Source organism: Streptomyces sp. NPDC021020 (assembly GCF_044333285.1).
Lineage (GTDB): Bacteria > Actinomycetota > Actinomycetes > Streptomycetales > Streptomycetaceae > Actinacidiphila.
Map to the genome: position 1 here is coordinate 1 of NZ_JBIRQQ010000020.1, position 26,467 is coordinate 26,467.

At 71.8% G+C, this 26,467-nt stretch carries 24 protein-coding genes and 1 rRNA gene; 17 read left to right on the forward strand and 8 right to left on the reverse strand.

All coding sequences use genetic code 11. The features are described 5' to 3' along the window. Positions 1 to 369 precede the first annotated feature (369 nt). The 4 genes from pstS (at position 370) to pstB (ending at position 4,540) form a co-directional block, all read left to right on the forward strand. The gene (pstS, locus tag ACH4SL_RS36790) at positions 370 to 1,536 is read left to right on the forward strand and encodes a phosphate ABC transporter substrate-binding protein PstS (RefSeq protein ID WP_398454585.1); all 1,167 of its coding nucleotides are present in this window, start codon (positions 370 to 372) and stop codon (positions 1,534 to 1,536) included. 113 nt (positions 1,537 to 1,649) lie between these two features. Next, positions 1,650 to 2,636: a phosphate ABC transporter permease subunit PstC gene (gene pstC / locus ACH4SL_RS36795; RefSeq protein WP_398454587.1), complete on the forward strand. Its 987-nt coding sequence runs from the start codon at positions 1,650 to 1,652 to the stop codon at positions 2,634 to 2,636. Continuing rightward, positions 2,633 to 3,709 carry a phosphate ABC transporter permease PstA gene (gene pstA, locus ACH4SL_RS36800; RefSeq protein ID WP_398454590.1) on the forward strand — a complete coding sequence of 359 codons (1,077 nt, stop codon included), beginning with the start codon at positions 2,633 to 2,635 and terminating at the stop codon, positions 3,707 to 3,709. The genes pstC and pstA overlap by 4 nt, the downstream gene beginning before the upstream one ends. A gap of 54 nt (positions 3,710 to 3,763) precedes the next feature. Further along, a complete protein-coding gene (gene pstB / locus ACH4SL_RS36805; RefSeq protein ID WP_398454594.1) occupies positions 3,764 to 4,540 on the forward strand; it encodes a phosphate ABC transporter ATP-binding protein PstB in 777 nt (258 codons plus the stop codon). Between the two features lie 104 nt (positions 4,541 to 4,644). Here pstB and ACH4SL_RS36810 read toward each other — a convergent pair whose 3' ends face one another. Both ACH4SL_RS36810 and ACH4SL_RS36815 read right to left on the reverse strand, forming a co-directional pair. Then, positions 4,645 to 5,640, reverse strand: a complete 996-nt coding sequence (locus ACH4SL_RS36810; RefSeq protein WP_398454596.1) for an anion permease — start codon at positions 5,638 to 5,640, stop codon at positions 4,645 to 4,647. 5 nt (positions 5,641 to 5,645) lie between these two features. Continuing rightward, complete coding sequence (locus ACH4SL_RS36815; RefSeq protein ID WP_398454599.1) at positions 5,646 to 6,266, reverse strand: DUF47 domain-containing protein; 621 nt, start codon at positions 6,264 to 6,266, stop codon at positions 5,646 to 5,648. A gap of 189 nt (positions 6,267 to 6,455) precedes the next feature. On the opposite strand from ACH4SL_RS36815, the gene ACH4SL_RS36820 reads away from it, so the two are divergent. Beyond that, on the forward strand, positions 6,456 to 6,830 hold the full coding sequence (locus ACH4SL_RS36820) for a metal-sensitive transcriptional regulator (RefSeq protein WP_398454601.1): 375 nt from the start codon (positions 6,456 to 6,458) through the stop codon (positions 6,828 to 6,830). Between the two features lie 9 nt (positions 6,831 to 6,839). Here ACH4SL_RS36820 and ACH4SL_RS36825 read toward each other — a convergent pair whose 3' ends face one another. Next, positions 6,840 to 6,995 carry a hypothetical protein gene (locus tag ACH4SL_RS36825; protein ID WP_199923506.1) on the reverse strand — a complete coding sequence of 52 codons (156 nt, stop codon included), beginning with the start codon at positions 6,993 to 6,995 and terminating at the stop codon, positions 6,840 to 6,842. 166 nt (positions 6,996 to 7,161) lie between these two features. Beyond that, entirely contained in the window at positions 7,162 to 8,019 is an 858-nt protein-coding gene (locus tag ACH4SL_RS36830; protein ID WP_398454605.1) for a hypothetical protein, read from the reverse strand. A gap of 84 nt (positions 8,020 to 8,103) precedes the next feature. On the opposite strand from ACH4SL_RS36830, the gene ACH4SL_RS36835 reads away from it, so the two are divergent. Then, positions 8,104 to 8,274, forward strand: coding sequence for a hypothetical protein (locus ACH4SL_RS36835; RefSeq protein WP_398454608.1), 171 nt, complete (start codon positions 8,104 to 8,106; stop codon positions 8,272 to 8,274). A gap of 125 nt (positions 8,275 to 8,399) precedes the next feature. Beyond that, positions 8,400 to 9,995: an FAD-binding oxidoreductase gene (locus tag ACH4SL_RS36840; protein ID WP_398454610.1), complete on the forward strand. Its 1,596-nt coding sequence runs from the start codon at positions 8,400 to 8,402 to the stop codon at positions 9,993 to 9,995. 185 nt (positions 9,996 to 10,180) lie between these two features. On the opposite strand, the gene ACH4SL_RS36845 is transcribed toward ACH4SL_RS36840, so the two are convergent. Both ACH4SL_RS36845 and ACH4SL_RS36850 read right to left on the reverse strand, forming a co-directional pair. Then, positions 10,181 to 10,879 (reverse strand): phosphatase PAP2 family protein, encoded by a 699-nt coding sequence (locus ACH4SL_RS36845; RefSeq protein WP_398454612.1) that lies wholly within the window; start codon positions 10,877 to 10,879, stop codon positions 10,181 to 10,183. A gap of 257 nt (positions 10,880 to 11,136) precedes the next feature. Continuing rightward, positions 11,137 to 12,144, reverse strand: a complete 1,008-nt coding sequence (locus tag ACH4SL_RS36850) for an NlpC/P60 family protein (protein ID WP_398454614.1) — start codon at positions 12,142 to 12,144, stop codon at positions 11,137 to 11,139. Between the two features lie 354 nt (positions 12,145 to 12,498). Between ACH4SL_RS36850 and ACH4SL_RS36855 the strand changes: the two genes are divergently transcribed. From ACH4SL_RS36855 to ACH4SL_RS36880, 6 genes are all read left to right on the forward strand, one after another. Then, on the forward strand, positions 12,499 to 12,807 hold the full coding sequence (locus tag ACH4SL_RS36855; protein ID WP_398454638.1) for a hypothetical protein: 309 nt from the start codon (positions 12,499 to 12,501) through the stop codon (positions 12,805 to 12,807). A 192-nt stretch (positions 12,808 to 12,999) separates the two neighbouring features. Continuing rightward, complete coding sequence (locus tag ACH4SL_RS36860; protein ID WP_398454617.1) at positions 13,000 to 13,866, forward strand: hypothetical protein; 867 nt, start codon at positions 13,000 to 13,002, stop codon at positions 13,864 to 13,866. Continuing rightward, a complete protein-coding gene (locus ACH4SL_RS36865) occupies positions 13,856 to 15,205 on the forward strand; it encodes a hypothetical protein (RefSeq protein WP_398454619.1) in 1,350 nt (449 codons plus the stop codon). The genes ACH4SL_RS36860 and ACH4SL_RS36865 overlap by 11 nt, the downstream gene beginning before the upstream one ends. Continuing rightward, positions 15,202 to 16,746, forward strand: a complete 1,545-nt coding sequence (locus ACH4SL_RS36870) for an SCO6880 family protein (protein WP_398454622.1) — start codon at positions 15,202 to 15,204, stop codon at positions 16,744 to 16,746. Before ACH4SL_RS36865 ends, ACH4SL_RS36870 begins: the two co-directional genes overlap by 4 nt. Positions 16,747 to 16,777: 31 nt before the next feature. Further along, entirely contained in the window at positions 16,778 to 18,196 is a 1,419-nt protein-coding gene (locus tag ACH4SL_RS36875; protein WP_398454640.1) for an ATP-binding protein, read from the forward strand. Positions 18,197 to 18,206: 10 nt separating this feature from the next. Continuing rightward, a complete protein-coding gene (locus tag ACH4SL_RS36880; protein WP_398454625.1) occupies positions 18,207 to 19,838 on the forward strand; it encodes a type IV secretory system conjugative DNA transfer family protein in 1,632 nt (543 codons plus the stop codon). A gap of 397 nt (positions 19,839 to 20,235) precedes the next feature. Here the strand turns inward: ACH4SL_RS36880 and ACH4SL_RS36885 are convergent, their stop codons facing one another. Further along, positions 20,236 to 21,237, reverse strand: coding sequence for a hydroxyacid dehydrogenase (locus ACH4SL_RS36885; protein WP_398454629.1), 1,002 nt, complete (start codon positions 21,235 to 21,237; stop codon positions 20,236 to 20,238). A gap of 296 nt (positions 21,238 to 21,533) precedes the next feature. On the opposite strand from ACH4SL_RS36885, the gene ACH4SL_RS36890 reads away from it, so the two are divergent. The 4 genes from ACH4SL_RS36890 (at position 21,534) to ACH4SL_RS36905 (ending at position 26,259) form a co-directional block, all read left to right on the forward strand. Continuing rightward, positions 21,534 to 22,388 carry an ABC transporter permease gene (locus ACH4SL_RS36890; RefSeq protein WP_398454643.1) on the forward strand — a complete coding sequence of 285 codons (855 nt, stop codon included), beginning with the start codon at positions 21,534 to 21,536 and terminating at the stop codon, positions 22,386 to 22,388. Between the two features lie 68 nt (positions 22,389 to 22,456). After that, positions 22,457 to 23,320, forward strand: a complete 864-nt coding sequence (locus ACH4SL_RS36895; protein WP_398454631.1) for a carbohydrate ABC transporter permease — start codon at positions 22,457 to 22,459, stop codon at positions 23,318 to 23,320. A 31-nt stretch (positions 23,321 to 23,351) separates the two neighbouring features. Further along, positions 23,352 to 25,004: an extracellular solute-binding protein gene (locus tag ACH4SL_RS36900; RefSeq protein WP_398454633.1), complete on the forward strand. Its 1,653-nt coding sequence runs from the start codon at positions 23,352 to 23,354 to the stop codon at positions 25,002 to 25,004. A 154-nt stretch (positions 25,005 to 25,158) separates the two neighbouring features. After that, positions 25,159 to 26,259: a LacI family DNA-binding transcriptional regulator gene (locus ACH4SL_RS36905; RefSeq protein ID WP_398454635.1), complete on the forward strand. Its 1,101-nt coding sequence runs from the start codon at positions 25,159 to 25,161 to the stop codon at positions 26,257 to 26,259. Between the two features lie 116 nt (positions 26,260 to 26,375). On the opposite strand, the gene rrf is transcribed toward ACH4SL_RS36905, so the two are convergent. Continuing rightward, positions 26,376 to 26,467 (reverse strand): 5S ribosomal RNA (gene rrf, locus ACH4SL_RS36910); the annotation flags it as partial.

Genomic DNA, 26,467 nt, shown 5'->3' on the forward strand with positions numbered 1-26,467 from the left:
CGTCGTCACCGGCCCGAAGGGGCAGTTCGGTTCGTACCGGACCACCGGCCGGTGGGGGCTGAGCGCGCAGTTCCCCGCGCCCCTGGTGGTTGCCCCGCGCGGCAAGCGCAGCCTCCCCGCGCCCCTGGGGTTGCCCCGCGCGGCAAGCGCAGGGGCCCGCGGGGCAGGAGGGGCGTGCCCTCCGGAGCGGGGAGGGGCCATCACCGGGCTGACGGGTGAGGTTCACCCGGCGTTCACTCGCCCCCGAGGGTCGCTTCACCTGATCTGCCTAATTTCGGCCTTACCGGCAGCGCGTCAGCCGCCGGACGCAGAAACACCAACCCTCTGCTTCGCCGTGCACCGGCGGGCTCTCGGAAGGAACACACGAAGGTGAAGCTTCAGCGTAAGAGCGGGCTGCGGGCCCTGACCGTCGGCGCGGTCGCGATTACCGGTGCGCTGGTCCTGTCCGCCTGCGGCTCGGACGACAACAGCGACAGCAGCGGCTCGGACACGTCGACCTCGGCGGCCAGCACCACCGGCGGCTCGGGCGGTGACGCCAACGCGCTGGGCATCACCTGCGCCACCGGCCAGATCAAGGCCTCCGGCTCCAGCGCCCAGCAGAACGCGATCGAGGCCTGGGTCAAGGACTACCAGCAGTCCTGCAAGGGCGCGACCGTCAACTACAAGACGTCGTCGTCCGGCGAGGGCATCGTCGACTTCAACCAGGGCACGGACGCCTTCGCGGGCTCCGACTCGCCGCTGAAGCCGGAAGAGGTCGACGCGTCGAAGAAGGTCTGCACCGGCGGCCAGGGCATCAACATCCCGATGGTCGGCGGCCCGATCGCCATCGGTTACAACCTGCCCGGCGTGGACAACCTGGTCCTGGACGGCTCGACCCTGGCGAAGATCTTCAACGGCAAGATCACCACCTGGAACGACCCGGCCATCGCCAAGCTCAACCCGGGCGCCAAGCTCCCGACCACCAAGATCCAGTCGGTGCACCGCCAGGACGACTCCGGCACCACCGACAACCTGACCAAGTTCCTCAAGGGCTCCGCCCCCGCCGACTGGCCGTACGAGCACGCCAAGGCGTGGGCCGCCAAGGGCGGCCAGGCCGCTCCGCAGTCCTCCGGTGTCGCCGCGCTGGTGAAGCAGACCGAGGGCTCGATCGGCTACTTCGAGCTGTCCTACGCGACCGCCAACACCATCCCGACGGTCAAGATCAACACCGGCGCCCCGCAGCCGGTCGAGGCCACCACCGCCAACGCCTCCGCGGGCATCGCCTCCGCGACGGTCACCGGCACGGGCTCCGACCTGGCCCTGGACCTGAGCGCCGCGTACACCACCAAGGCGCCCAACGCCTACCCGATCGTCCTGGTGACGTACGAGATCGCCTGCGACAAGGGCAACAAGGCCGACACGCTCGCGCTGACCAAGTCCTTCCTGAACTACATCGCCAGCGAGCAGGGCCAGCAGAAGCTGTCCGCCGCCGGCTACGCCCCGCTCCCGACGGAGATCGCGACCAAGGTGCGCACCACCATCGGTTCGCTCTCCTGACCTCACGCGACGGGTCCCGCGGCCCTGAGGTCGCGGGGCCCGTCGCGTATCCGGTGCACCGCCGCCGGGGGACGCCCACCGCGTCCCCCACCCAGACCGGAGAAGACGATCACATGACAACCACCGCTCCACCCCCCACCGCACCCGAGCCGCACCGGGCCCGCGGGCCCGTGACGCGGCCGGGCGACCGGATCTTCGCGGGGCTCGCCCGCGGCTCCGGCATCCTGCTCCTCGTGGTGATGGCCGCGATAGCGATCTTCCTCACCACCCGCGCGGTCCACGCGATCTCCAAGGACCACGGAAACTTCCTGACCACCTTCGAGTGGACGCCGAGCCTGAACCCGCCGGTCTTCGGTATCGCGGTCCTGGCCTACGGCACGATCGTCAGCGCGATCATCGCGATGGTCATCGCGGTGCCGATCGCGCTGGGCATCGCCCTGTTCATCACGCACTACGCGCCCCGCAGGCTGGGCGGCCCGATCGCGTTCGTGATCGACCTGCTCGCCGCGGTGCCCAGCATCATCTACGGCCTGTGGGGCGCCCTCTTCCTGGTGCCGCACCTGCGCGGGCTCAACCTCTGGCTGGACGACTACCTCGGCTGGACGGTGATCTTCCACAAGGAGGACCCCAACTCCGCGGCCCGCTCGCTGTTCACCGTGGGCATCCTGCTGGCGGTCATGGTGCTGCCGATCATCACCAACGTCAGCCGCGAGGTGATCAACCAGGTGCCCAAGATGCACCAGGAGGCGGCGCTCGCGCTCGGTGCGACCCGCTGGGAGGTCATCCGGCTGTCGGTGCTGCCCTTCGCGCGCTCCGGCATCATCAGCGCCTCCATGCTGGGCCTGGGCCGCGCGCTCGGCGAGACCATGGCGGTCGCGACCGTGCTGTCCGCCTCGCCCGAGCTGTCGGCGCACCTCCTCGACCCGGTCGGCGGCACCTTCTCGCAGAACATCGTGTCGAAGTTCGGCGAGGCCGACGACTTCGGCCGGGACGCCCTGATCGCCTCCGGCCTGGTGCTCTTCCTCATCACCCTGCTGGTCAACGGTGCCGCGCGGATCATCATCCAGCGGCGCAAGGAATACTCGGGGGCCAACGCATGACCGACACCACCGTGGACACGGCGGCCGCCGCCCGTCCCGCCCCCGTACGCCTGTCCACCCGCCACCTGCCCCGCTGGACGCCGCTGGCGATCGCCGCGGGTGCTGTCGCGGTCGCCTGCGGCATCGGCGCCGGCGCCGGGCTGAGCAGCCACATCCAGTGGGGCCTGATCGCCCTGCTGCTGTTCGTCCTGGGCTCCTACGTCATCACCGCCCGGGTCGAGGGCCGCCGCCAGGCCAAGGACCGGGTGGCCACCAGCCTGGTGTGGTCCAGCTTCGTCCTGGCCGTCATCCCGCTGTACTCCCTGGTGGAGACCACGATCAGCAAGGGCGCCGGCGTCATCGACGGCACCTTCCTGAGCCACTCGATGAACAACGTGCTGACCATCCAGCCCGGCGGCGGCGTCTACCACGCCATCATCGGCACCCTGGAGCAGGTCGGCATCGCGACCGTCATCGCGGCCCCCATCGGCCTGCTGACCGCCGTCTACCTGGTGGAGTACGGCAAGGGCGCGCTCGCGAAGTGGGTGACCTTCTTCGTCGACGTCATGACCGGTGTCCCGTCGATCGTGGCCGGCCTGTTCATCCTGTCGATCTGGTTCGTGCTGCTGGACAAGGCGCCGGCGAACGGCTTCGCGGGCTCGCTCGCGCTGGCGATCCTGATGCTGCCGGTCGTGGTGCGCTCGACCGAGGAGATGCTCAAGCTCGTCCCGAACGAGCTGCGCGAGGCCTCGCTGGCGCTCGGCGTGCCCAAGTGGCGCACGATCGTCAAGGTCGTCGTGCCGACGTCGATCGGCGGTATCACCACCGGTGTGATGCTGGCCGTCGCCCGTATCGCCGGTGAGAGCGCCCCGATCGCGCTGCTGGTCTTCGGCAGCAACCTGATCAACACCGACCCGTTCCACGACCCGCAGTCGTCGCTGCCGTACTACATCTACCAGCAGTACAAGAACGGCAACGACCCCAGCTACCAGCGGGCATGGGGCGCCGCCCTGGTGCTCATCGCCTTTGTGATGATCCTGAACCTCGTCGCCCGGGCGGTCGCCCGCTGGAAGGCACCGAAGGCCGGTCGCTGACGCGGCCATGCAACCAGTCAGCCAGACCGTCCCAGAAGAGAAGTGATCCAAGCCATGGCCAAGCGCATCGACGTCAGCGGCCTGTCCGCGTACTACTCCGCCCACAAGGCGATCGACGACATCTCCATGACCGTCGAGCCCGGCTCGGTGACGGCCTTCATCGGCCCCTCCGGCTGCGGCAAGTCCACCTTCCTGCGCACCCTGAACCGTATGCACGAGGTCACCCCCGGCGGCCGCGTCGAGGGCAAGGTGCTGCTGGACGACGAGAACCTGTACGGCTCGGGTGTCGACCCGGTGACCGTCCGCCGCACCGTCGGCATGGTCTTCCAGCGCCCCAACCCCTTCCCCACCATGTCGATCTACGACAACGTGGCGGCGGGCCTCAAGCTCAACGGCATCCGCAAGAAGGGCGAGCTGGACACCATCGTCGAGCGCTCGCTCAAGGGCGCCAACCTGTGGAACGAGGTCAAGGACCGCCTCGGCAAGCCCGGCTCGGGCCTGTCCGGCGGCCAGCAGCAGCGGCTGTGCATCGCCCGCGCCATCGCGGTCGAGCCCGAGGTGCTGCTGATGGACGAGCCCTGCTCGGCCCTCGACCCGATCTCCACCCTCGCCATCGAGGACCTGATAGGCGAGCTCAAGAGCCGCTTCACCATCGTCATCGTGACGCACAACATGCAGCAGGCCGCGCGCGTCTCCGACCGCACCGCCTTCTTCAACCTGGCCGCCGTGGGGCAGCCGGGCAAGCTCATCGAGATCGACGAGACCGAGCGGATCTTCTCCAACCCGTCAGTGCAGGCCACCGAGGACTACATCTCGGGCCGCTTCGGGTGATCCAGACCGCCGTGCGGTGCTGCATGGCGGTGCCACCGCAGGGCGCAGGCCCCGCTCCCCGGAAGGGGGGCGGGGCCTGATCCGTGTCCGCGAGGGCTCGGCGCTCAGCCGAAGACGAGCTTGACGATCCAGTAGCACGCGGCGGCGACGAGCGCCGCGGCCGGCATCGTGATGAACCAGCCCGCGACGATGTTCTTGGCCACACCCCAGCGCACCGCCTTGACCCGGCGGGTCGCGCCGACACCCATGATCGACGAGGTGATGACGTGGGTCGTGGAGATCGGCGCCTCGAAGATGTACGAGGTCGCGTAGAGGATCGACGCCGAGGTCGTCTCGGCCGCGAAGCCCTGCGGCGGGTCCAGGTCGATGATCCGGCGGCCCAGCGTGCGCATGATGCGCCAGCCGCCCGCGTACGTGCCCAGCGACATCATGGCCGCGCACACCAGCTTGACCCAGATCGGGATGCCGAAGCCCTTGCCCGGGTCGTGGATCACCAGCGCGAGCACCACGACGCCCATGGTCTTCTGCGCGTCCTGCAGGCCGTGGCCGAGCGCCATTCCCGCGGCCGAGACCGTCTGCGCGATCCGGAAGCCGCGCTTGGCCTTGTGCGGGTTGGCGCGCCGGAAGAACCACAGGATCGCCAGCATGACCAGGTAGCCCAGCACCAGGCCGACCGCGGGCGACACGAACATCGGGATGACGACCTTGTCGACCACCCCCGACCAGTGCACCGTGATCCCGCCGGCGAGCGCCGCGCCCACCAGACCGCCGAACAGCGCATGGCTGGAACTCGACGGCAGACCGAAATACCAGGTGACCAGATTCCACACGATCGCCCCGGCGAGCGCGGCGAACAGGATGCCCATCCCGGAGCGGCCCTCGGGCGTGTCGATCAGGCCTTTGCTGACCGTCTTGGCGACGCCGCTGCCGAGGAAGGCGCCCGCCAGGTTCATCACCGCGGCCATCGCCAGCGCTGCCCGCGGGGTCAGCGCCCGGGTCGACACGGAGGTGGCGATGGCGTTCGCCGAGTCGTGGAAGCCGTTGGTGTACGTGAAGAAGAGCGCCACCCCGATGGTGACGATCAGTACGAAGGTGTCCACGTGGGTCAGGACTCCTTGACCGCGATGGTCTCCACGGTGTTCGCCACGTGCTCGAACGCGTCCGCGGCCTCTTCCAGGACGTCCACGATCTGCTTGAGCTTGAGCACCTCGATGGCCTCGTACTTGCCGTTGAAGAGCTGTGCGAGCAGCTTGCGGTGGATCTGGTCCGCCTGGTTCTCCAGCCGGTTGACCTCGATCCAGTACTCGGTGAGGTTGGCCATCGTGCGCAGGTTGGGCATCGCCTCGGCGGTCAGCTCCGCGGCTCTCGCGAGCACCTCGATCTGCTGCTCGACGCCCTTCGGCAGCTCCTCGATGTTGTAGAGGACGACCAGGTCAACGGCCTCCTCCATGTAGTCCATGATGTCGTCCAGCGAGCCGGCGAGGGTGTAGATGTCCTCCCGGTCGAAGGGCGTGATGAACGAGGAGTTCAGCTGGTGGAAGATCGCGTGGGTCGCGTCGTCCCCCGCGTGCTCCGCCGCCCGCATCCGCTCGGCGATCTCGACGCGGGTGGCCGAATCGGCTCCCAGCAGTTCCATGAGGAGCTTCGAACCGGTGACGATGTTGTCCGCGGAGGCGGCGAACATGTCGTAGAAGCTCGTCTCCCTGGGGGTCAGACGAAAGCGCACGTGGGTTCCTCGGGATACATGGGAGTCGTCTCGTTGATGCTAGGCGCAACATCCGGCCACAGCTAACCGGCGCATCCAGTGTCGCCCATGGGACACAGTCCCCCGGACGGGGGATGCCTCGCACACGACACCGATTCGGTAAGATATACCCTCTAGGGGTATAAGGGGACAGAGAGGGCGGATGGCGGGATGACGGACGCGACGACGGAAAGGGCGGCGGTGACGGAACCGGTGGCGGGACCAGCGGCTTCGGCAGCAGACGAGATTGTGGCGCCGCAGGGCCCGCATGGCTATAGCCACGACAAAGAGTCCCACCTGAAGCGGCTGCGCCGGATCGAGGGCCAGATCCGCGGGCTCCAGCGGATGGTCGAGGAGGACGTCTACTGCATCGACATCCTCACCCAGGTGTCCGCCAGCACGAAGGGGCTGCAGTCCTTCGCGCTCCAGCTCCTGGAGGAGCATCTGCGGCACTGCGTCGCCGCGGCGGCGGTCGGCGGCGGCCCGGAGATCGACGAGAAGGTCGCCGAGGCGACGGCGGCGATAGCGCGGCTGCTGCGCACCTGACGCCGCGCCCTACGGGCGGCGGACCCCCAGGACCTCGTCGATACGGGCGAAGCTCAGCCGGTCCTCGACGGCGGTGGACGCGGCGATCATCAGCTCGCAGGTCAGCTCGATCTCGGCGAGAGCCACCGGATCGTCCTGGAGCGTAGCGCCGGGCGACGGCACCATTCCCCCTCCTCGCCGGGTGTGCTTGCTGTTGCGGCCGCGCATACCTGCGGCCGCACGTGCGGCCGCCCTCCAGCGTAGGGACACTCCTTGCCCCGCCGCATGGCACGTAATGACCATTTCCGGGGGCCGCACAGGGGTGCCCCGTGCGGCGGGCGGGACCGCCGGGTCAGCCGGCGGCGGGGGAAGAAACGATCTTGCCGGCCCAGATGTCCGCCGCCGGCGGGAGGGTCAAGGGCGGAACGGCCGTGCCGAAAGCGGAGTACGTGGTGGTGGAGACGACCTCCACCGTGCGCCGGGCCGGCCCGTACGCGTACCGCAGCGTCACCCGGGCCGGCCGGCCCTCCGCGTCCACCCACGCGTCGAAGGGGACCCGGCCCACCGCGAAGCCCCGCGCGGCGGCGGCGAGCGCCGCCGGCGGGCGGGGCCCGGAGGCACGCGCGGCCCCGGCGATGTCGAGCGTCCCGGTCAGATGCCGGACGCGCACGCCGCCGAGCGTCTGCTCCCCCGCGAACCGCACGTCGAGGACCCCGCGCAGAAGCCGCGCCGCGGCGAGCGGGTCGGTGGCGCCGCCGGTGACGAGATTCCCGTCGGGGAGCGCGGTGATGTCGACGCGGACCCACTTGTCCGCCGGGACGCCCGCCCCGCGGTTCTTCATGTAGAGAGCGCCCGGCGTGAGCAGCTCGGTGACCGGCGGGTGCTCCTGCGCCCCGGCCGCGTCGCTGGGCAGTACGAGGGTGAGGGTGCCCTGCCCGTGCGCGTAGTCGTACCGGCCGCTGCCGGTGACGGTGACCCAGGTGCCGCCGCTGGCCATCCGCAGGGACGTGCCGACCGCCGAGCCGCCGGCCCGTGCCAGCGCGTCCGCGGCGCCGCGGACGACCGCCGCGGGGTCGGCGGCGGCGGCCGGGGCGGCCTGCTCCCCGGTGTCGCCGTGCGCGGCTCCGCAGCCGGCCAGCAGCGCCGCAGCGCACCAGGCCGCGGCGGCCGCGGCCACCGCCCGCACCGCCGTGGACTTCGCCGCCGTCATCCCTGAACCATCCCCGTCGTCGCCTCGGCCCCACCTCCGTAACGACCGTCGGAAGCGGGCCGTCACGCCCGTTACCGTGGTGGGGTGCCGAAGCTTCGTACCCTCGACGGTCCGCGTGCGGCCGAAGGCCACCACGCCTCGGTCACCGAGCGCGGTTCGTTCGCCACCGCCCGCTGCTCCTGCGGCTGGCACGGCCCCGCCCGCCGCTCACGCGACCGGGCCCGGCGCGACGCCCAGGAGCACACCGCCGGCTGAGCCCGCGTACCGCCGCCTACTGCCCGCGCCCGGCCGCAACCGGCGCCCGCCCCGCCACGTCTAGGACTGTGCAGACAGCCCTTGATCAATCCCCGGTCGCCGGCGTCCCCGGCGGAAATGCGGCGGTGAAGCGCGTGAACGACCCGGCCTCCTTCCCACCGCGGCTGCGGCGGCGTACCGCCCTCGCGGCCGGCGGCGCCCTCGCGGCGGCCTGGCTGAGCGGCTGCGGCCCCTCCGACGACGACGCAGGCGGCGGCGACAAGGCGAGCGGCAGCCCGAGCACCGGCGCACCGCCCGCGTCCGGCACGCCCACCGCGTCCGCCACCGCCCACCCGCCGGCCGCCGCCGACTGGTCCGCCCTCCGCTCCGCCCTCCAGGGCACCCTGGTCCTCCCCGCGGACAGCGCCTACGCGACCGACCGGCGGCTGTACAACACCCGCTTCGACACCCTGCGCCCGGCAGCGATCGCGTACGTCACCGGCACCGACGACATCGCCCGCTGCCTGGACTTCGCCCGCCGCACGGGCACGGCCCCGGCGATCCGCAGCGGCGGCCACTCCTACGCGGGCTACTCCAGCGGCGACGGGCGGCTCGTCGTCGACGTCTCACGGATGAAGTCCGTGCGGCTGGACGGCACGGTCGCCACCGTCGACGCGGGCGCCAAGCTCATCGACGTCTACGACACCCTCGGCCGGCAGGGCCGGACGATCCCGGCGGGCTCCTGCCCGACCGTCGGCGTCTCCGGGCTCGCGCTCGGCGGCGGCCACGGCGTCATGAGCCGCTCCATGGGCCTGACCTGCGACAACCTGATCGGCGCGACCCTCGTCAGCGCGGACGGCACCGTCCACCAGGTCTCCGAGGACCACGAGCCCGACCTGCTGTGGGCGCTGCGCGGCGGCGGCTGCGGCACCTTCGGCGTCGTCACCTCGCTGCGCTTCACCACCCACCCTGCGCCCTCGGTCGTCACCGGCTATCTGACCTGGCCGTGGAGCCGGGCCGCCGACGTGGTGGCCGCCTGGCTGGGCTGGGGCCCGGACCAGCCCGACCACATATGGTCGGCGCTGCACCTGGACTGCGCGCCCGGCGGCTCCCCCACGGTGTCCGTGCCGATGCTCTCCTCCGGCTCCCGCGCCGACCTCGCCGCCGCCGCCGACAAGCTCGCCTCGGCCGTGGGCGCGAACGCCTCGTCGGTGTCGCTGCACCCGCACACCTACCGCGACGCGATGTTCTCCTACGCGGGCTGCGGCAACTGGTCCGCCGCCCAGTGCCATCTGGCCCCCGCGGGGAAGCTGGGGCGCGAGACGTACACCGCGCGCTCCGACTTCTACGACACCGACCTCTCCGCGGCCGGAATCAGCGCGCTGCTCTCGCAGGTCCAGCGGCTGGCCTCGGCCAAGGGCGGCGGGGCGGGCAGCGTCGCGCTGACCGCGCTGGGCGGCGCCGTCAACCGGGTCGACCCGACCGCGACCGCTTTCAGCCACCGCCGCTCGCGCTTCCTCGCCCAATACCTGGCCTCCGACGCGCTGTCGGCGACCGGCTGGCTGAACACCACGCACGACGCGATGCGCCGCTACGCCTCGGGCGCCGCCTACCAGAACTACACCGACCCGGCCCTCAAGGACTGGCGCACCGCGTACTACGGGCCGAACGCCGACCGGCTGTCCACCCTCAAGCGGCAGCTGGACCCGGACCGGCTGTTCGACTTCCCGCAGGCGGTGTGAGCCCCGCGCGGGATCCGGCGGGCGGGCGGATTCCGGGCCGGGAGGGGTGTCGGCGGGACGGATTCCGGGCCGGAAGGGGTGTCGGCGGGACGGATTCCGGGCCGGAAGGGGTGTCGGCGGGACGGATTCCGGGCCGGAAGGGGCCGGAAAGCGCCTTGACCCCGGGCGGGGGCGGAGGCCCGGGGTCAGGCCGCGAGGTCCTTGTCGTCGGCGCGGTGCCAGTGGTGGTGCGCGGCGGCCGTCCGCGTCCTGCGGTGCGGCTCGCGGCGGGGCGCCACCACCAGGAAGGCGGCCGGGGTGCGGGCCACCCGCCGGGTCAGCGCGGTGATGCCGGCGAGCGCCGGGGGCGCGAGCAGCAGCACGGTGGCCGCGCCCAGGGCGAAGCCGCCGACGACGTCCGTCGGGTAGTGCGTGCCCAGGTAGACGCGGGTGAAGCCCTCGGCGAGCGCGAGCACGAGGGCGACCGCCCCGGCCTTGCGGCTCACCATGAACAGCCCGACCGCGACCGCCGCGGCCAGCGCGGTGTGGTCGCTCACGAAGGACGTGCCGTGGTGGCCGGACACCAGCACGTCGAGGCCGTCGTGGTCGACGGACGGTGCGGGGCGCCGGACCAGCGCGCGTACCGGGAAGTTCAGCAGCATCGCGATGCCCGCGGCCAGGACCGCCCACAGCACGCCGGCGACCGCCGCCGGGGCGTCCGCGGAGCGCCGGGCCACCCGCCACCAGCACCACCCGGCGAGCAGCAGCGCGAGCGCCACCAGCCCGTACTCACCGGCGAACTCCACGGCCCGGTCCACACCGCGGGGGGCCTGCTTGGCGAGGTCGTTGATCGATCTGAGCAGGGAGACGTCGGGGTTCGCGCTGTCGTTGGCGCCCTGTGCCATGGCGGTGGTGCCCCTCTAACCACTAGCAACTGACCGTGTCTCAGTGGCACGGCACGTCTGCAACCCCCGTCGCTTGCGTACCAAGCCATTGTCGCCCGTACAACGCCCGGCACTGTACGTAGCGTTCCGGTCTTCGCCAGAAGATCACCATGCTGTTATGCAAGGGTGACCGCGCGGGCCGTTTGACGGCCGACCGTAGGCCAGAGGGTGACGCCCAGGTGACCGGCGGGCGGCGTCACGGACCGCGGTGGCGGGCGTCAGGACGCGGCGGCCACGGGCAGCGCCTGCGCGCCGTCCTGGGTGACCCGGGTCGCGCCGATGTAGTCGGCGCCGTCGATCGAGTCGAACCTGATCAGCGCGCCGGTGTGCGGGGCGTTGATCATATGGCCGCCACCGACGTAGATCCCCACGTGGTGAATGGTGCGCGGATCGCTCAGGTTGGTGGCGAAGAAGACCAGGTCGCCCGGCAGCAGCTCGCCGCGCGCCGGGTGCGGCCCGGCGTTCCACTGGTCGGCGGCCACCCGCGGCAGCGTGATGCCCACCGAGGCGTACGCGGCCTGCGTGAGCCCGGAGCAGTCGAACCGGCCGTCCTGCGCCGCCGTCCCCTCGCCGCCCCACAGATAGGGGGTGCCGATGCGCTGCTGCGCGAAGTAGATCGCCCCCGCCGCCTGCTGCGACGGCGCGACCGCCCCGATCGGCGCGGCGAAGCTCTTCTCCAGCGTGCGGATGCGCTTGACGTAATTCTGCGTCTCCGCGTACGGCGGCACCCCGCCGGCCTTGATGACGGCGTAGGCGCCCGCGTTGTACGCCGCGAGCATGTTGTCGGTGACGTCGCCGGGCACGTTCTTCACGTACGAGGCCAGGTCGCAGTCGTACTGCGCGGCCGAGGGGATCGCGTCCTGCGGGTCCCACACGTCGGCCTTGCCGTCGCCGTTGCCGTCGATGCCGTGGGTGGCCCAGGTGCCGGGGATGAACTGGGCGATGCCCTGGGCGTTCGCGCCGCTCTGGGCGCGGGGGTTCCAGCCGCTCTCCTGGTAGAGCTGGGCGGCCAGCAGCGCCGGGTTGAGCGCCGGGCACAGATCGCCCCAGTCCCGTACCAGCGACTGGTAGACGTCCGGCACCGCGCCCTTGGCCAGGCCCACCGCGTTCGTCCCGCGGCCCGCCAGTCCCGCGGCCGCGGAGAAGGTGCCCACGACCAGCAGGGCGATGAAGGAGAAGAACAGCCCGGCGCCGACGCCGAACCCCAGCCAGATCTTGCGCCCCATCAGCAGCCCCTCCCCTTCCGCCCCTCACGGGCCTCCGGCCCCGCGCCGGACCCCTTCTGTCAGCTCGTCAGATCGTCGCCCCGTCATCTTCTCGGACTTTCGCCGCCGCCCCGCGCGGGAACGTCCGTTCCCCTCGTTGCCCAGCGGTTATGCTCGTGATACACAGAGTAGTCAACCATGTCCCATCGAACACCGGTCCGTCCACCAGTCTGACGGCTCCGGGCCGGATCACACGGACGATCCGCCGAGAAAGTTGCCGAGCGACGCGCAACAGCGGAAACGTCCGTCAAGATAGATGCTGGCCCCTTGCGCCCCGGCAGGGGAGCCAACTGACAGAGCGGGGTGGTGAGTTACATGTTCGCGGCAGCCCCCAAGGGCGATATCAACACCATCATCGGCGGCATCGCGCCCGACTGGGGACCCTTCGGGTCACTGGGCCAGGAAGCCCGTGTGATGATCGAGGTGGTCATGGCGGTGGCGATCCTGCTGTGCCTGGCCATGGCGATCTGGGGTGCGGCCAAGCAGCGCATCGGAGCGACGGCGCTGCGCGACACCTTCAGCGCCGAGCAGGGCAAGGGACTGATCATCGCCGGGCTGACCGGCGTGTTCATCATCGGCTCCCTCGGCACGCTGTTCACCATCGTCTACGGCATGGCCGTGTAGCCCGCGCCGCCGCCCGGCCCCTCGTCCCCTTTTTCCTGTCCCGTCCGATCCGAGCCACGATCCGCGGAGCCCGTCCCGGCTCCACCTTCCCACCCGAGGCTGCGTGCTGATGCCCACTCGACCAAGCAGCGGAGCCGTCCGCCCGACCCGTGGCATCCGCACGCCCGCAGCGTCCCGAGGGGCGGTCGCGCGATGAGCCTCGGCCAGGACGGACCCCCGACCAGGACCCGGCTGCCGGAAGGCCACTCCGCGCACGGCGGCACCCGCCGTCCGCAGCCGCGGCGCGCCCTGGTCACGGTCGTCGGCATCGTCGTCCTGCTGATCGCCGCGCTGGCCTTCGCCAACCGCGGCAACCACCCGTCGGCCTCGCACGACGACGCGGGCGGCAGCGGCGCCGCCTCGGGCGGCTCCACGGGCACCGCGACCGGCAGCACCGCCGGCAGCCACGGCTCCCAGGCCGCGCCCACCGCCCCCACCGGGCAGCAGCCCGTCCAGGGCAGGAGCGCCGCCGGCATCCCGGCCGGCTTCGCCCACACCGGCCAGGGCGCGCAGTCCGCGGCGGCCAACTACGCAGTCGCGCTCGGCTCGGCCGACATGTTCAACGCCGGGCGGCGGCACGCCATCGTCACCGCCATCTACGACCCGGCCGTCAGCGCCACCCTCCAGCAGGACCTGGACAGCGCCTACTCCGGCGACGCGCTCAAGAACCTCGGCCTGAACGCCGACGGCACCGCCCCGGACGGCCTCACCTTCGTCTCCCGCACCGTCCCGATCGGCACCAAGGTCACCGCGGGCGGCTCCACCGGCTCCGGCACCACGACCGTCGAGGTCTGGTGCACCGACCTCGTCGGCCTGGCCGGCACGGGCTCCACCAAGCCGGTCAGCACCGCCTGGTTCACCATCACCGAGCAGCTGGTCTGGTCGGGCGGCGACTGGAAGCTCCGCTCCTCCTCCCAGAAGGACGGCCCCGCCCCGGTCGCCGCCGACAACCAGGCCGCCTCCGCCGACGCCATCGCCGGCGCGGTCCGGGACTACGGAGGGTTCACGTATGCCAGGTAGCAGCCGTCTGCGCCGGTCCCTCGTGACCGCCGCCGTCCTCGCCCTGAGCCTCGGGCCGGTGTCCGCGGCCCTGGCCGACACGCCTACGCCGAGCGGGACTCCGACGCCCAGCGCGACAGCCACGGCCGCCGCCGGCAGCGACAAGTGCCGGCTGCTGGTCGGCTCCGCCAAGGACTTCTGCGAGAAGGACAACAAGGGCAGCGGGAGCGGGAGCGGCGGCTCCAACGGCATCACCGACTCCCTCGACCCCCTCTCCTCCCTCGCCAAGGGCTGCGGCAACGCCGCCGGGTGGACGATCGACAAGCTGTCGGCCGCGGTGACGAAGACGACCGAGGTCGACTTCACCAACACCTCCTTCCTCCGCCAGTACGCCGTCGTCTTCGCCGCGTCGACGATCCTGACGCTGATCCTGTGGCTGCTGGCGGTGGCCAAGCGGGCCGTGCGCGGCGCGCCGATGACGGAGGCGCTGACCGAGGCGGTCGGCTTCCTGTGGCTGACGGTGCTGGCGTCGGCCTTCACGCCGCTGATCCTCTACACCGTGGTGTCGGCGACCGACGCCGTCACGGACGTGATGTCGTCGGGCACGAAGTCCGACACCGACGTCTTCTTCGGCTCCTTCTCCGCCGCGCTCACCAAGGGCACGGACATCGGCGGCGGCCCGATCATGCTGATCGTCGTGTCGATGGTGTCGGTGCTGGCCGCGGGTGTGCTGTGGCTGGAGCTGGTGATCCGGGCGGCGCTGCTGTACGTGGGCGCGATGCTGGGCACCGCGGTGTACGCGGGCCTGGTGGACAAGAACATGTGGCACCACGTCAGACGCTGGGCCGGGGTGATGATCGCGGTCATCCTGGTCAAACCGGTGATCGTGATCGTGCTGGGCCTGGCGGGCGCGTTGTCCTCGTCGGACGACGGGCCGGACTCGTTCTCGGCCGTGGTGTCGGGGCTGGCCATCATCCTGCTGGCGATCTTCGCGAGCTTCATGATCTACCGCTTCGTGCCGGGCTTCGGCGACGACGTGGTCAACCTGCGCAACAGCCGCAAGGCGAGCGGCCAGAGCCAGGCCGCCGCGGTGATCTCGTCGCCCGCCGCGCTCGTCAAGCAGGGCATCAAGACGCACAGCGCCCGCGGCGGCCCGCAGGAGCAGGCCCAGGGCGGCGGCGGTCCGACGCCGTCGAATCCGGTGGCGGGCGGCATCGCGGCGCACAGCGCGCGCGGCGGCGGCCAGGGCGGCGGCGCCCCCGCGCCACCGCGTACGGGCGGCGGCGGAGGCTTGGGGGCGCCCTTCCGGGCGAACCGGGGAACGGACAACGGCACTTCGCAGGGAGGTGATCGCGGGTGACGACCCAGCCCTTCACCCAGCCGCGCCGCACCTATCTGATCGGCAAGGCGCGGCCCAACGCGATCGTGGGCAAGAATCGCGAGACCGGCGAGATCGTGCTGATCGTGCTCGGCGCGGGTCTCGGCATGCTCAACGGGCTGCTGGTGCCGTTCCTGCTGCTGCGCATCGTCGGCCTGATCGGCTGGCCGGTGCTGGCGCTGGCCGCGGTCTTCCTGCCGTACCGCAGGCGCACGTTCTACCGCTGGTTCGAGATCAACCGCACCTACCGCCGTACGCTGCGGGTCGCGCCGACGTACCGCTCGACGGTGCAGGAGGCGGGCACCGCGCTGGACGGGCGGGAGGTCGAGGTGGGGCCGCCGCCGGGGATCGGGCGGATCAGCTGGCTCGCGGCGCCCTTCGGGCCGGACGAGATCGCGGTGCTGCTGCACGTGGACCGGCGGACGGTGACGGCGGCGATCGAGATCGAGGGCCCGGGCGTCGGCCTGCGCGACAGCGAGGACCAGGAGGCCCTGGTCGAGCGGTTCGGCACGCTCCTGAAGCACGTGGCCAACGGCGACGGCTTCGTCACCTGCCTCCAGATGCTGGCCCGTACGCTGCCGGCCGATCCGGACGCGCACGCCAAGGACGTCGCCCAGCGCGGCGACCCGGAGGCGGAGCGGTGGCTCAAGGACTCCTACGACCAGCTCCAGTCGATGGTGTCGACGTCCTCCGAGCAGCACCGCGCGTATCTGGTGGCCTGCATGACCTTCACCCGCGAGCTCGCGGCCGAGGGCAACGCGCTGGCCCGGGCGTCGAGCGGGCGCGGCCGCAAGGTCGACAAGGACGCCGGGCTCGCCGCGGTGATGGCGCGCGAGCTCAACGACATCTGCGCGCGGCTCGCCGAGGCGGACATCCGGGTGCGGCAGCCGCTGGGGCAGGCGCGGCTGGCGTCGCTCATCCACTCGATGTACGACCCGGACCACCCCATCGACCACATCCAGGCGATGACCCGGCGCAACGCGTGGCCCGCCGAACTGGACGCGACCGAACCGACGTTCCTCCAGGCCAAGACGCGCGAGTCGACGACCCGGGCGCCCTGGCACCACTCCACGGCGTGGGTCAAGGAGTGGCCGATGACCCCGGTGGGCGTCAACTTCCTGGCGCCGCTGCTGGTCCACACCCCCGACGTGATCCGCACGGTCGCGGTGACGATGGACCTGGAGCCGACCGATGTCGCGATCGAGCGGATGCTGACGGAGAAGACCAACGACGACGCCGAGGCGAGCCGCGCCGCGAAGATGAACCGCACCGTGGACCCGCGCGACATCGCGCACCACGGCCGGATCGACCAGCGCGGCGAGGATCTGGCGAGCGGCGCGGCCGGGGTGAACCTGGTGGGCTACATCACGGTGTCCTCGCGCTCCCCGGAAGCGCTGGCGCGCGACAAGCGCACCATTCGTGCTTCCGCCGGTAAGTCGTATTTGAAGCTTGAGTGGTGCGATCGCGAGCACCACCGGGCATTCGTCAATACGTTGCCGTTCGCCACCGGCATCCGCCGCTAGTCGCCGTCCTGAGGAGGCCGTCGCCATGCCCATGCTGGACCCGCTCGCGGCGCTCACCGAGGCGTTCACCAGCTTCCTGTTCGGCCGCGTCGAGACGACCCGGCTGCCGGTGCGGACCTCGACCGGCCAGGCGCAGGCGGTCTACCTGCCGACCGCGGCGCCCGGCCTGGGCGACTCCGGGGTGATCATCGGCCGGGAGGTCTACTCGGGCAAGGGCTACATCTACGACCCCTTCCAGCTCTACGGCCAGCAGCTGCCCGCGCCGCACTGGCTGGTGCTCGGCGAGTCCGGCAACGGCAAGTCGGCGCTGGAGAAGACGTACGTGCTGCGCCAGCTGCGCTTCCGCGACCGCCAGGTGGTGGTGCTGGACGCGCAGGGCGAGGACGGCGTCGGCGAGTGGAACCTGATCGCGCAGGCGATGGGCCTGACCCCGATCCGGCTGGACCCGATGGCGGCGCTGGACGGCGGCATCAAGCTCAACCCGCTGGACCCGGCGATCACCGTGACCGGCCAGCTGGCGCTGCTGCGCACCATCATCGAGGTCGCGATGGGCCGCGGCCTGGACGAGCGCTCGGGCTTCGCGCTGAAGGTCGCGCACGCGTACGTGGCCGAGACGGTGACGGACCGCCAGCCGATCCTGACCGACATCGTGGAGCGGCTGCGGCACCCGATGCCGGAATCCGCCGAGGCGATGAACGTCGACCTGGACGACGTACGGGCCTGGGGCCTGGACGTGGCGCTGGTGCTGGACCGCCTGGTGGACGGCGACCTGCGCGGGATGTTCGACGGGCCGACGAGCGCGGGCATCGACCTGGACTCGCCGCTCATCGTCTTCGACCTCTCGCACATCGACCGCAACTCGATCGCGATGCCGATCCTGATGGCGATCGTCGGCGTGTGGCTGGAGCACACGTGGATCAGGCCGGACCGGAAGAAACGCATCTTCCTGGTCGAGGAGGCCTGGCACATCATCAACTCGCCGTTCGTGGCGCAGCTCTTCCAGCGGCTGCTGAAGTTCGGCCGGCGGCTCGGCCTGTCCTTCGTCGCGGTCGTCCACCACCTGTCGGACGTCGTCGACGGGGCAGCGGCCAAGGAGGCCGCGGCGATCCTGAAGATGGCCTCGACCCGCACGATCTACGCCCAGAAGGCCGACGAGGCGCGCGCGACGGGCCGGGTGCTGGGGCTGCCGCGCTGGGCGGTGGAGATCATCCCGACGCTGACGCCCGGCATCGCGGTGTGGGACGTCAACGGCAACGTGCAGGTCGTCAAGCATCTGATCACCGAGGCCGAGCGGCCGCTGGTCTTCACCGACCGCGCCATGACCCAGTCGTCCTCCGAGCACGCCGCCGACATGGCCGAGGCGGAGGCCGAGGCCGAGGCGCGCGCGGAGGCGCACGCCGCGGCGCAGGTCGCGCTCGCCAAGCAAATGGCCGACGACGCGGTGGCGTGAGGCGGGGGGCATGGCGGCGCAGAGGCGGGAGCAGAACGGTGGCGGCCTGCCGGACGGGCTGGTCGTCGGCATCATCGCGTTCCTGCTGGGCGTCACCTTGCTGGTGTGGACGGCCACCGGCATCGCGGGGGTGCTCGCGCACGGGTCGTGGCCGGCCGGGCTGCACTTCACCCGCACCCCGCGGGCGATGCGGGCGCTGGTCGGCGAGCCGCACGACATCCCGGCCGCGTGGCCGGACGCCGCGCCGGGCGGGCTGTCGGGGGCGGGGCTCTTCTGGGGGATCTTCATCGGGCAGCTCATGGTGCTGCTGACGCTCGCGGTGTGGGTGATGAACGTGGTGGCGCGACTGCGCGGCAGGGGCCGCCGCCGCCCCGTCCGCAGGCCCGCGCCGGCCGCCGAGCCGGAGCCCGCGCCGGAGCCGGTGGCGGAGGCCCGGGCGGTGCCCGCGCCGCGCCACCGGAGCCGCACACCGGGCGACGCGCACGACAAGGGCGACGGGCTGGACGCCTGGTTCCGTACGGTGCCGCAGGCAGTGCCGCCGCGGGCCGCGGACCCGATCACCGCCGAGCTGCCCGCGGTCGGCGCCGCCCCGCCGGCCGCTCCCGAGCCGCGCCCGGCGGCCCTCGACGGCGGCGAGGTGACGCGCACCTACGCGCTGTTCGCCGGGCCGCGCGGCGACCAGGCCAAGCGCGTGGTGCAGCCGGCGGTCCTCGCGGCGGCGGGCCCGGTGCTGGTCACCACGGCGGACCCGGAGACGTACCACCAGACGGTCGGCAACCGCAGCAAGCTCGGGCCCGTCCACGTCTACGACCCCGCGCACCTGCTGGACGTACCCGGCCGGCTGCGGTGGGCGCCGCACGGCGGCTGCGAGCAGCCCTCGACCGCCGGGATACGCGCGGCGGCGCTGCTCGCCCCGCTGCGTACCGCGCGCGCCGACGAGGCCATCGTGCACGCCACCGCCGTGACGCTGCTGCGCTGCTGGCTGCACGCCGCCGCGGTCGACGGCCGCCCCTTCCGCCAGGTCCACCGCTGGGCGGCGGGCGGCCAGGCGGCGGCCGACGCGGTGCGCATCCTGCGCTCCTCCCCGCGCGCGGCCTCCGGCTGGAGCGGCGAGCTGGAGTCGGTCCTGCACGCCCACCCCGACCGGCGGGACGCCGCGCAGGCCCTCATCCGGCAGACCCTGGAGCCGCTGGGCTCCGTGCACATCCGCGACGCGTGCAATCCGCCCAGGACCGGTGGCCTCGACGTGGAGTCGTGGGCCGCGGAATTGGGCACGCTGTACGTGGTGGGCGAGCGGGTCGAGGACCCGCGTACCCACCTGGGTGCGATGCCCCTGCTCACCGCACTCGTCTCCAGCGTGGTCGAGCACGGCCGGCGCATGGCCGCAGGGTCACCCGCCGGCCGGCTCGACCCACCACTGACCTTCGTCCTCGACGACGTCGCGGCGCTCGCCCCCGCCCCCGACCTTCCCGCCCTCCTCACCGAGGGCACCCCCGCGGGCCTCCCCACCCTGGCCGTCCTCCGCTCCCCCGAGCAGGCCGCTGCCCGCTGGCCCACCCCGCTCTGGCAGCACGCCGATCTCCGCCTCACCCTGGACCCGGTGTCGACGCCCTCGGTGCCCGACGCGATTCCGCTGCGCTGAGCTTTGGGCCGGGGCGCTGCGGGGTGCGTCTTGCGGTTCGCCGCGCGACCTTCCCTTGGCGGGGGCTGAGCGCGCAGTTCCTCGCGCCCCCGGTGTACCCGGCGGGGCATCGCGCGTCTGCTTCGGTGGGTGGGGTCGGGTGCCGCCACGGGGCACCTCCTCGGAATGCGCGTCCGACCTCACGCGCAAGGAGGCGGCCACTCGGTGCGCATTCCTGCGGGGGCACCCCGCACCGACCCCCTCCGGGGAGGCTTGGCGGCTGCCTGCCGGTGGGGGTGATGTCCGGGCACACGGCGGGCTCGCCCCCGACGGCGGTGCACCCCCACAGGGAGGCGTGCACCCGCCCACTATCTGCACGGGTGGCTGGGGGTGGGAAAGCCGCCAACGTACCCCCCGGTCAGGCGATACGCGCCAAGTCCTCCGCGGCGACAGCCCCCCGCAGGGGAAGGCCCGAGACGAAGCGCTCGACCTCGGCCACCGCGTACGCGCCGAGGCGCGCGACCTCGGCGCCCTGGCAGCCGGCGATGTGCGGCGTTAGCAACACGTTCCGCAGCCGGTGGAGCACATGGTCCACCGGCAGCGGCTCGGGGTCGGTCACGTCGAGGTACGCCTCGATCCGCCCCGTCTCGCACTCGCGCGCCAGCGCCTCCGTGTCGAGGAGGCGGCCGCGCGCGGTGTTGATGACGGCGGCGCCGTCCCGCAGTATCCGCAGCCGGCGCGCGTCGAGCAGGTGGCGGGTCTCGGGCAGGTCGGGCGCGTGGACGGTGACGATGTCGGACGCGGCGCACAGTTCGTCGAGGTCGACGAGCCGCACGCCGAGCGCCTGCGCGTCCTCGGGCGTGACGTACGGGTCGGCCAGCAGGACCTGGAATCCGGCGTCGGCGGCGCGCAGCCGGGCGATGACGCCGCGGCCGATGCGGGAGGCCCCGATGACGCCGACGACGGCCCCGTCGGCGCCGCGCCGCTCGGCGTGGGCGGGCTGCAGCCCGTGGTGGTATCCGGCGGCGTAGCCGAGGGCGCGGCGGGCGGCGAGTGCGACCGTCGCCATCGTGAAGTCGATGACGGGCCCGGCGTTGGCGTCGGCGGCGGAGGAGACGGCGATGCCGCGCTCCCACACCTCGGGCCGCACATGGTGCTTGACCGTCCCGGCGGCGTGGATGACGGCGGCGAGCCGCGGGGTGCGGGCGAGCAGCGCGGTGTCGATCTCGGGCGCGCCCCATCCGGTGAAGAGGATCTCCGCCTCGGCGAAGGCCGCGTCGCACGCCGGGTCGGCGGCGTCGGTCACGAGCACCGGATGGACGTCGGCGAGCGTGCCGAGCCGGTCGCGCAGCGGTGCCGGGAGGACGAGGTCCACGATGTCCTGCTGCATCGCCAGCACCAGCTTCGGCCGCTCCGCCATGTCTGCCCCTTGCGTCTGGTCGCGTGTAATCGGTTACTTCCTGATGCACTCAGATTAGGTCCGTGACCACCTGCGGTCAACGTACTCCGTGCACAAGGGCTTGACCCTGTCGTAGTAACCGGTTTAGGTTCCGTCCCACCTTAGGCGTCGAGGAGGACGCAATGGCGATAGCCGAACAGGACGCCACCGGCCGCGCAGGGGCGGCGGGTGCGTCCGGTGCAGACGGACGGGCCGGACGGGTGGGGCGTGGGACGCGCCTCAAACGGATGCGCAGGGACTGGGCGCTGCTGGTGCTGATGGCCCCCGGCGTGGCGTACTTCCTGGTCTTCCACTACGGCGCGCTGGCGGGCAACGTCATCGCGTTCAAGGACTACGTCCCCTTCGACGGCCTGTGGGCCAGCGCATGGGTGGGCTTCGACAACTTCCAGACCATGTTCGGCGACCCGGACTTCTGGCACGCGCTGCTCAACACCGTGGTGATCGCGCTGCTCCAGCTGGTCTTCTTCTTCCCGGTGCCGATCGCGCTCGCCCTGCTCCTGCACAGCCTCACGCGGGACAGCGTCCGGCGCTTCGTGCAGTCGGTCGCCTACCTGCCGCACTTCCTGTCCTGGGTGATCGTCGTGGCGGTCTTCCAGCAGGTGCTCGGCGAGACGGGCCTGCTCAACAACGTCCTGGGCGACGCGAACCTGCACACCGTGAACATCATCGGCAATCCGGAGGCGTTCAAGCCGCTGGTCATCGCCCAGGTGATCTGGAAGGACTGCGGCTGGGGCACGATCATCTTCCTCGCCGCCCTCGGCCAGGTCGACGAGCAGCAGTACGAGGCCGCCGCGCTCGACGGGGCGGGCCCGTGGCGGCGGTTCTGGAACGTCACGCTCCCGGCCATCCGGCCGATCATCGTGCTGCTGCTGATCATGCGGCTCGGCGACATCCTGTCGGTCGGCTTCGAGCAGATGCTGCTGCAGCGCGCCTCCGTCGGCACCGGCGCGGCCGAGGTCATCGACACCTTCGTCTACTTCAAGGGCCTGGTCGGCGGCGACTACGGATACGCCGCCGCGGCCGGCCTGTTCAAGGGCGTCGTCGGCGCCGTACTCGTCTTCGCCGCGAACAAGGTCGCGCACCGCCTCGGCGAGCAGGGGGTCTACCAGTGAGCAGCCTCACCCAGGGCCGGCGCCCGGCACGTACCGCACGCGCCGCGCGTCCCGCACGCCCCGCGTGGATGGAGCGCCCGCGCCCGGCCACCCAGGCCGCCAAGGCCGTCGCGCTGGTCGCGGTCGTGCTGCTGGTCTGCGTCCCGTTCCTGATCATCGTGGCGACGAGCCTGGCCTCCACCGACGAGGTCGTGGCCAACGGCGGCTGGGTGCTGTGGCCGCAGCACCCCACGCTGCGCGCCTACCACCAGCTCTTCGACGGCGGCATCGTCACCCACGCCCTGTGGGTCAGCGCCGGCATCACGATCGTCGGCACCGCCGCGAGCATGGTCTGCACGATCGGCCTGGCCTACGCCCTCAGCCGCCGCGACGTCTTCGGCGGCCGGCCGGTCCTGCTGCTGATCCTCTTCACCTTCCTCTTCCCGCCCGGCATGATCCCGGCGTTCCTGCTGGTCAAGGGCCTGCACCTGCTCAACGGCTACAGCTCGCTGGTCGCCCCGGTGCTCATCAACGTCTTCAACCTGGTCGTGCTGCGCGGCTTCTTCCAGTCGCTGCCCGAGGAGCTGTACGAGGCCGCCCGGCTGGACGGCGCGAGCGAGTGGCTGATCCTGCGCCGCATCGTGCTGCCGCTGTCCAAGGCCGCGCTGGCCGTCGTCGGCCTCTTCTACGCGGTGTCGTACTGGAACGCCTGGTTCTACGCCTCGATCTACCTCGACTCCGGCAAGTGGCCGCTCCAGCAGGTGCTGCGCACGTACGTCATCGGCGGCGCGCAGCTCGCGGACTCCGGCGTCGGCGACGCCTCCCAGGTCGCCGCCCCGCAGACGATCCAGATGGCGGTGCTCGTCGTCGCGACCGTACCGATCCTGCTCGTCTACCCCTTCCTCCAGAAGTACTTCACCAAGGGCGTGCTCACCGGCGCCATCAAGAGCTAGAGCAACAAACCCCTCTCCGAAAGGACCTCCCGTGAGTACCCCGTCGTTCTCGCGGCGCTCCCTCCTGCGCTCGATCGCCGCAAGTGGTGCCGCCGTGGCCGCGCCGTCCGTTCTCGCCGCCTGCTCCACCTCGGGCAAGAAGCACGATGTCGGCAACGCCGGCAAGAAGCTCGCCCCCTGGCCCGCGTACGTCCCCTTCTCCGGACCCGCCCCCGACCTGCCCGGCACCGCCGACGGCATCCAGCCCGGCTACCTCAGCTACCCCAAGCAGCTCGCCACCGCCGTCCACGACAAGCCGGGCAAGGGCACCGAGACGATCAAGGTGATGACCATCACCTACGGCACCCCGCCCAAGCCCGCCGGGGAGAACAAGTTCTGGACGGCGATCAACGAGGCGCTGGGCGTCAAGCTGGAGTTCACGGTCGTCCCGGACTCCGACTACATGACGAAGATGGCCACCATGATGGCCGGCAACGACCTGCCCGACGTCATCAACTTCGGCGGCGGCCACACCCTCCCCCGCGAGGCCGACTTCGTCGTCTCCAAGTGCGCCGACCTGTCGGACTACATCTCCGGCGACGCCATCAAGGCCTACCCGAACCTCGCGAACCTGCCCACGTACGTCTGGCAGGACATGGGCCACATCAGCGGCCGGCTGTGGGGCATCCCCGTGCAGCGCTCCGCGCCCGGCAACTGCCTGTGGATCAACAACGACGTCTTCACCGCCGCCGGTATGAAGGACGGCTGGACCGCCGACGATTTCCTGGAGGTCGCCAAGGCCGCCACGAAGGGGAAGAAGTACGGCCTCGGCTCGTCGGCGCCGCTCCTCTTCGGCGAGACCATGCACTCCATGGCATGGGGCGCCCCGCAGGAGTGGAAGCTCGACGGCGGCGCCTTCGTCAGCGCCTACACCACCGACGAATACCGCGCCTCCCTCGAATACATGCTCAAGCTGCGCAAGGCGAACCTCTTCAACCCCAACGTCCTGGGCACCTCGACGGTCGACTGCAAGACCTTCTTCTACAACGGCACCGTCGGCTCCATGGTCGACGGCTTCGGGGCGCTGAGCACCTCGATCCCCAGCATCAAGGACGCCTTCGTCCTCGACGCGGCCGTCCCGTACACCCCCTCCAACGGCGCCAAGCCCGGCATGCAGCGGGCCAAGGGCGCCTGGGGCTACACCGTGCTGAAGAAGACCACGCCCGACCGCATCAAGCTCATCCTGCGGGTCCTGGACTACCTCGCCTCGCCGTTCGGCACCAAGGAGTACGAGCTCAACCACTTCGGCGTCGAGGGCACCCACTTCACCCGCGACAAGAACGGCTCCCCCATCCCCACCGAGCTGGGCCAGGTCGAGAACCCGGTGCAGCTGCCGATCAAGTACCTGTGCGACGCCCCGCAGGTCCTCTACCTGCCCGGCCGCCCCGACGTCGTCCAGCGCAACCACGACTGGCAGCTCAAGGTCGCCCCGATGCTGGTCAAGAACCCGCGCTTCGGCCTCCAGTCCGAGACCGTCAGCCGCGTCGGCGCCGCCGTCGACCAGATGCGCACCGACACGATCGGCGACATCGTCAGCGGCCGCAAGCCGATGAGCGCCTGGGACGACACCCTGAAGAAGATGCGCAACCAGGGCCTGGACCAGATCGCCGAGGACTACGCGAAGGACTACGCCTCCAACCACTGACCCCGGCACACCACCGGACAGCACAGCAGACCACGGACGCGCACCGGCCAGCCGCCGCCGCACCCGGCCCACTACGCTGGGGCGGCGGCGCACGGCCGGGGCGGACACCGGCACACCGGGTACACCGGGGCGCCGGGGACATCGGATGGCGGGGATGGCGGAGACTTCACCAGGGCCGGGCACCACGGCCGGCGGCAACGGCACGCGCCGCGTCACCATCCGCGACGTCGCGGACCGCGCGGGCGTCTCGGTCGCCACCGTCTCGCGCGTCCTCGCCGGGAACTACCCGACGTCCGCCGCCGCGCGCGCGAAGGTGCTGCGGGCCGTCAAGGACCTCGACTACGTCATCGACGGCCGCGCCCGCGCGCTGGCCGGCACCGGGCCCAAGACCGTCGCCGTCATCGTCTCCTCCGTCGACAGCGCCTTCTACGCCTCCGTCGCCCAGGGCGTCGAGCAGGAGGCCGCCGCCCGCGGCCGGCTGTGCATGGTGTGCAGCCACGGCGGCGACGAGGCGCGCGAGCTGGCCCTCGTCCAGATGATGCGCGAGCAGCGCTGCGAATTCGTCGTCCTCGTCGGCGGCGCCGTCGAGGACGAGCGCTACCAGGCCCGGCTCGGCGAGTACGCCCACGGCCTGGCCGCGGCCGGCTCCCGCCTCGTGCTCTGCGGCCGCCCCGCGCCCAGCCCCGACATGCCCGTCCTCGTCGTCGAGTACGACAACGAGGCCGGTGCGTACGCCATCGCCAGCCATCTGCTCTCCGCCGGCCACCGCGACATCCTCTTCTTCGGCACCATGCCCGGCCACACCACCATCGAGCCCCGCATCGCCGGCTACCGGCGGGCGCTGGCCGACCACGGCCTGCCGCCGTCCGCCGAGCGCGTCGAGGGCATCGGCGTCGGCCGCGCCCACGGGTACGCGAACATGCGGCAGATCCTCGCCGACTGCGGCGGCCGCCCGGACTTCACCGCGGTCTTCGCCGGCGACGACCAGGCTGCGGCCGGCGCGATGGCCGCGATGCGCGAGTACGGCCTGCGCACCCCCGAGGACATCTCCGTCGTCGGCTACAACAACGACGGCCTCGCCCAGGACCTCAACCCCCCGCTGACCACGGTCAACATCCCCGCCTACGAGCTCGGCCGGGAGGCCGTCCGCCTCGCCCTCGCCGAGGAGTCCGCGGGCCCCCGCACCCCCACCCAGTCCCGCCACCTCCTCGGCACCCACACCGTCCTCCGCGCGAGCGTCCGCCGCCTGCGCTGAGACGGCCTTTGCCGCGGGGGGCCGGGCGGGTAGGCCCTTGAACGCAAAAGGGCGTCAACGCAAAAAAGCGTCAGCCCCCGTGCTGGGCACGGGGGCTGACGCTCTTCTCAAAAATTGTTCGGCGGTGTCCTACTCTCCCACAGGGTCCCCCCTGCAGTACCATCGGCGCTGAAAGGCTTAGCTTCCGGGTTCGGAATGTAACCGGGCG

What these genes read in the sequence shown, in the direction of transcription:
- pstC (WP_398454587.1), top strand. Translation starts at nt 1,650, where the DNA reads ATGACAACCACCGCTCCACCCCCCACCGCACCCGAGCCGCACCGGGCC.
- pstA (WP_398454590.1), top strand. Translation starts at nt 2,633, where the DNA reads ATGACCGACACCACCGTGGACACGGCGGCCGCCGCCCGTCCCGCCCCC.
- pstB (WP_398454594.1), top strand. Translation starts at nt 3,764, where the DNA reads ATGGCCAAGCGCATCGACGTCAGCGGCCTGTCCGCGTACTACTCCGCC.
- ACH4SL_RS36820 (WP_398454601.1), top strand. Translation starts at nt 6,456, where the DNA reads ATGACGGACGCGACGACGGAAAGGGCGGCGGTGACGGAACCGGTGGCG.
- ACH4SL_RS36825 (WP_199923506.1), bottom strand. Translation starts at nt 6,995, where the DNA reads ATGGTGCCGTCGCCCGGCGCTACGCTCCAGGACGATCCGGTGGCTCTC.
- ACH4SL_RS36830 (WP_398454605.1), bottom strand. Translation starts at nt 8,019, where the DNA reads ATGACGGCGGCGAAGTCCACGGCGGTGCGGGCGGTGGCCGCGGCCGCC.
- ACH4SL_RS36845 (WP_398454612.1), bottom strand. Translation starts at nt 10,879, where the DNA reads ATGGCACAGGGCGCCAACGACAGCGCGAACCCCGACGTCTCCCTGCTC.
- ACH4SL_RS36850 (WP_398454614.1), bottom strand. Translation starts at nt 12,144, where the DNA reads ATGGGGCGCAAGATCTGGCTGGGGTTCGGCGTCGGCGCCGGGCTGTTC.
- ACH4SL_RS36855 (WP_398454638.1), top strand. Translation starts at nt 12,499, where the DNA reads ATGTTCGCGGCAGCCCCCAAGGGCGATATCAACACCATCATCGGCGGC.
- ACH4SL_RS36860 (WP_398454617.1), top strand. Translation starts at nt 13,000, where the DNA reads ATGAGCCTCGGCCAGGACGGACCCCCGACCAGGACCCGGCTGCCGGAA.
- ACH4SL_RS36865 (WP_398454619.1), top strand. Translation starts at nt 13,856, where the DNA reads ATGCCAGGTAGCAGCCGTCTGCGCCGGTCCCTCGTGACCGCCGCCGTC.
- ACH4SL_RS36875 (WP_398454640.1), top strand. Translation starts at nt 16,778, where the DNA reads ATGCTGGACCCGCTCGCGGCGCTCACCGAGGCGTTCACCAGCTTCCTG.
- ACH4SL_RS36880 (WP_398454625.1), top strand. Translation starts at nt 18,207, where the DNA reads ATGGCGGCGCAGAGGCGGGAGCAGAACGGTGGCGGCCTGCCGGACGGG.
- ACH4SL_RS36885 (WP_398454629.1), bottom strand. Translation starts at nt 21,237, where the DNA reads ATGGCGGAGCGGCCGAAGCTGGTGCTGGCGATGCAGCAGGACATCGTG.
- ACH4SL_RS36890 (WP_398454643.1), top strand. Translation starts at nt 21,534, where the DNA reads ATGGCCCCCGGCGTGGCGTACTTCCTGGTCTTCCACTACGGCGCGCTG.
- ACH4SL_RS36895 (WP_398454631.1), top strand. Translation starts at nt 22,457, where the DNA reads ATGGAGCGCCCGCGCCCGGCCACCCAGGCCGCCAAGGCCGTCGCGCTG.
- ACH4SL_RS36905 (WP_398454635.1), top strand. Translation starts at nt 25,159, where the DNA reads ATGGCGGAGACTTCACCAGGGCCGGGCACCACGGCCGGCGGCAACGGC.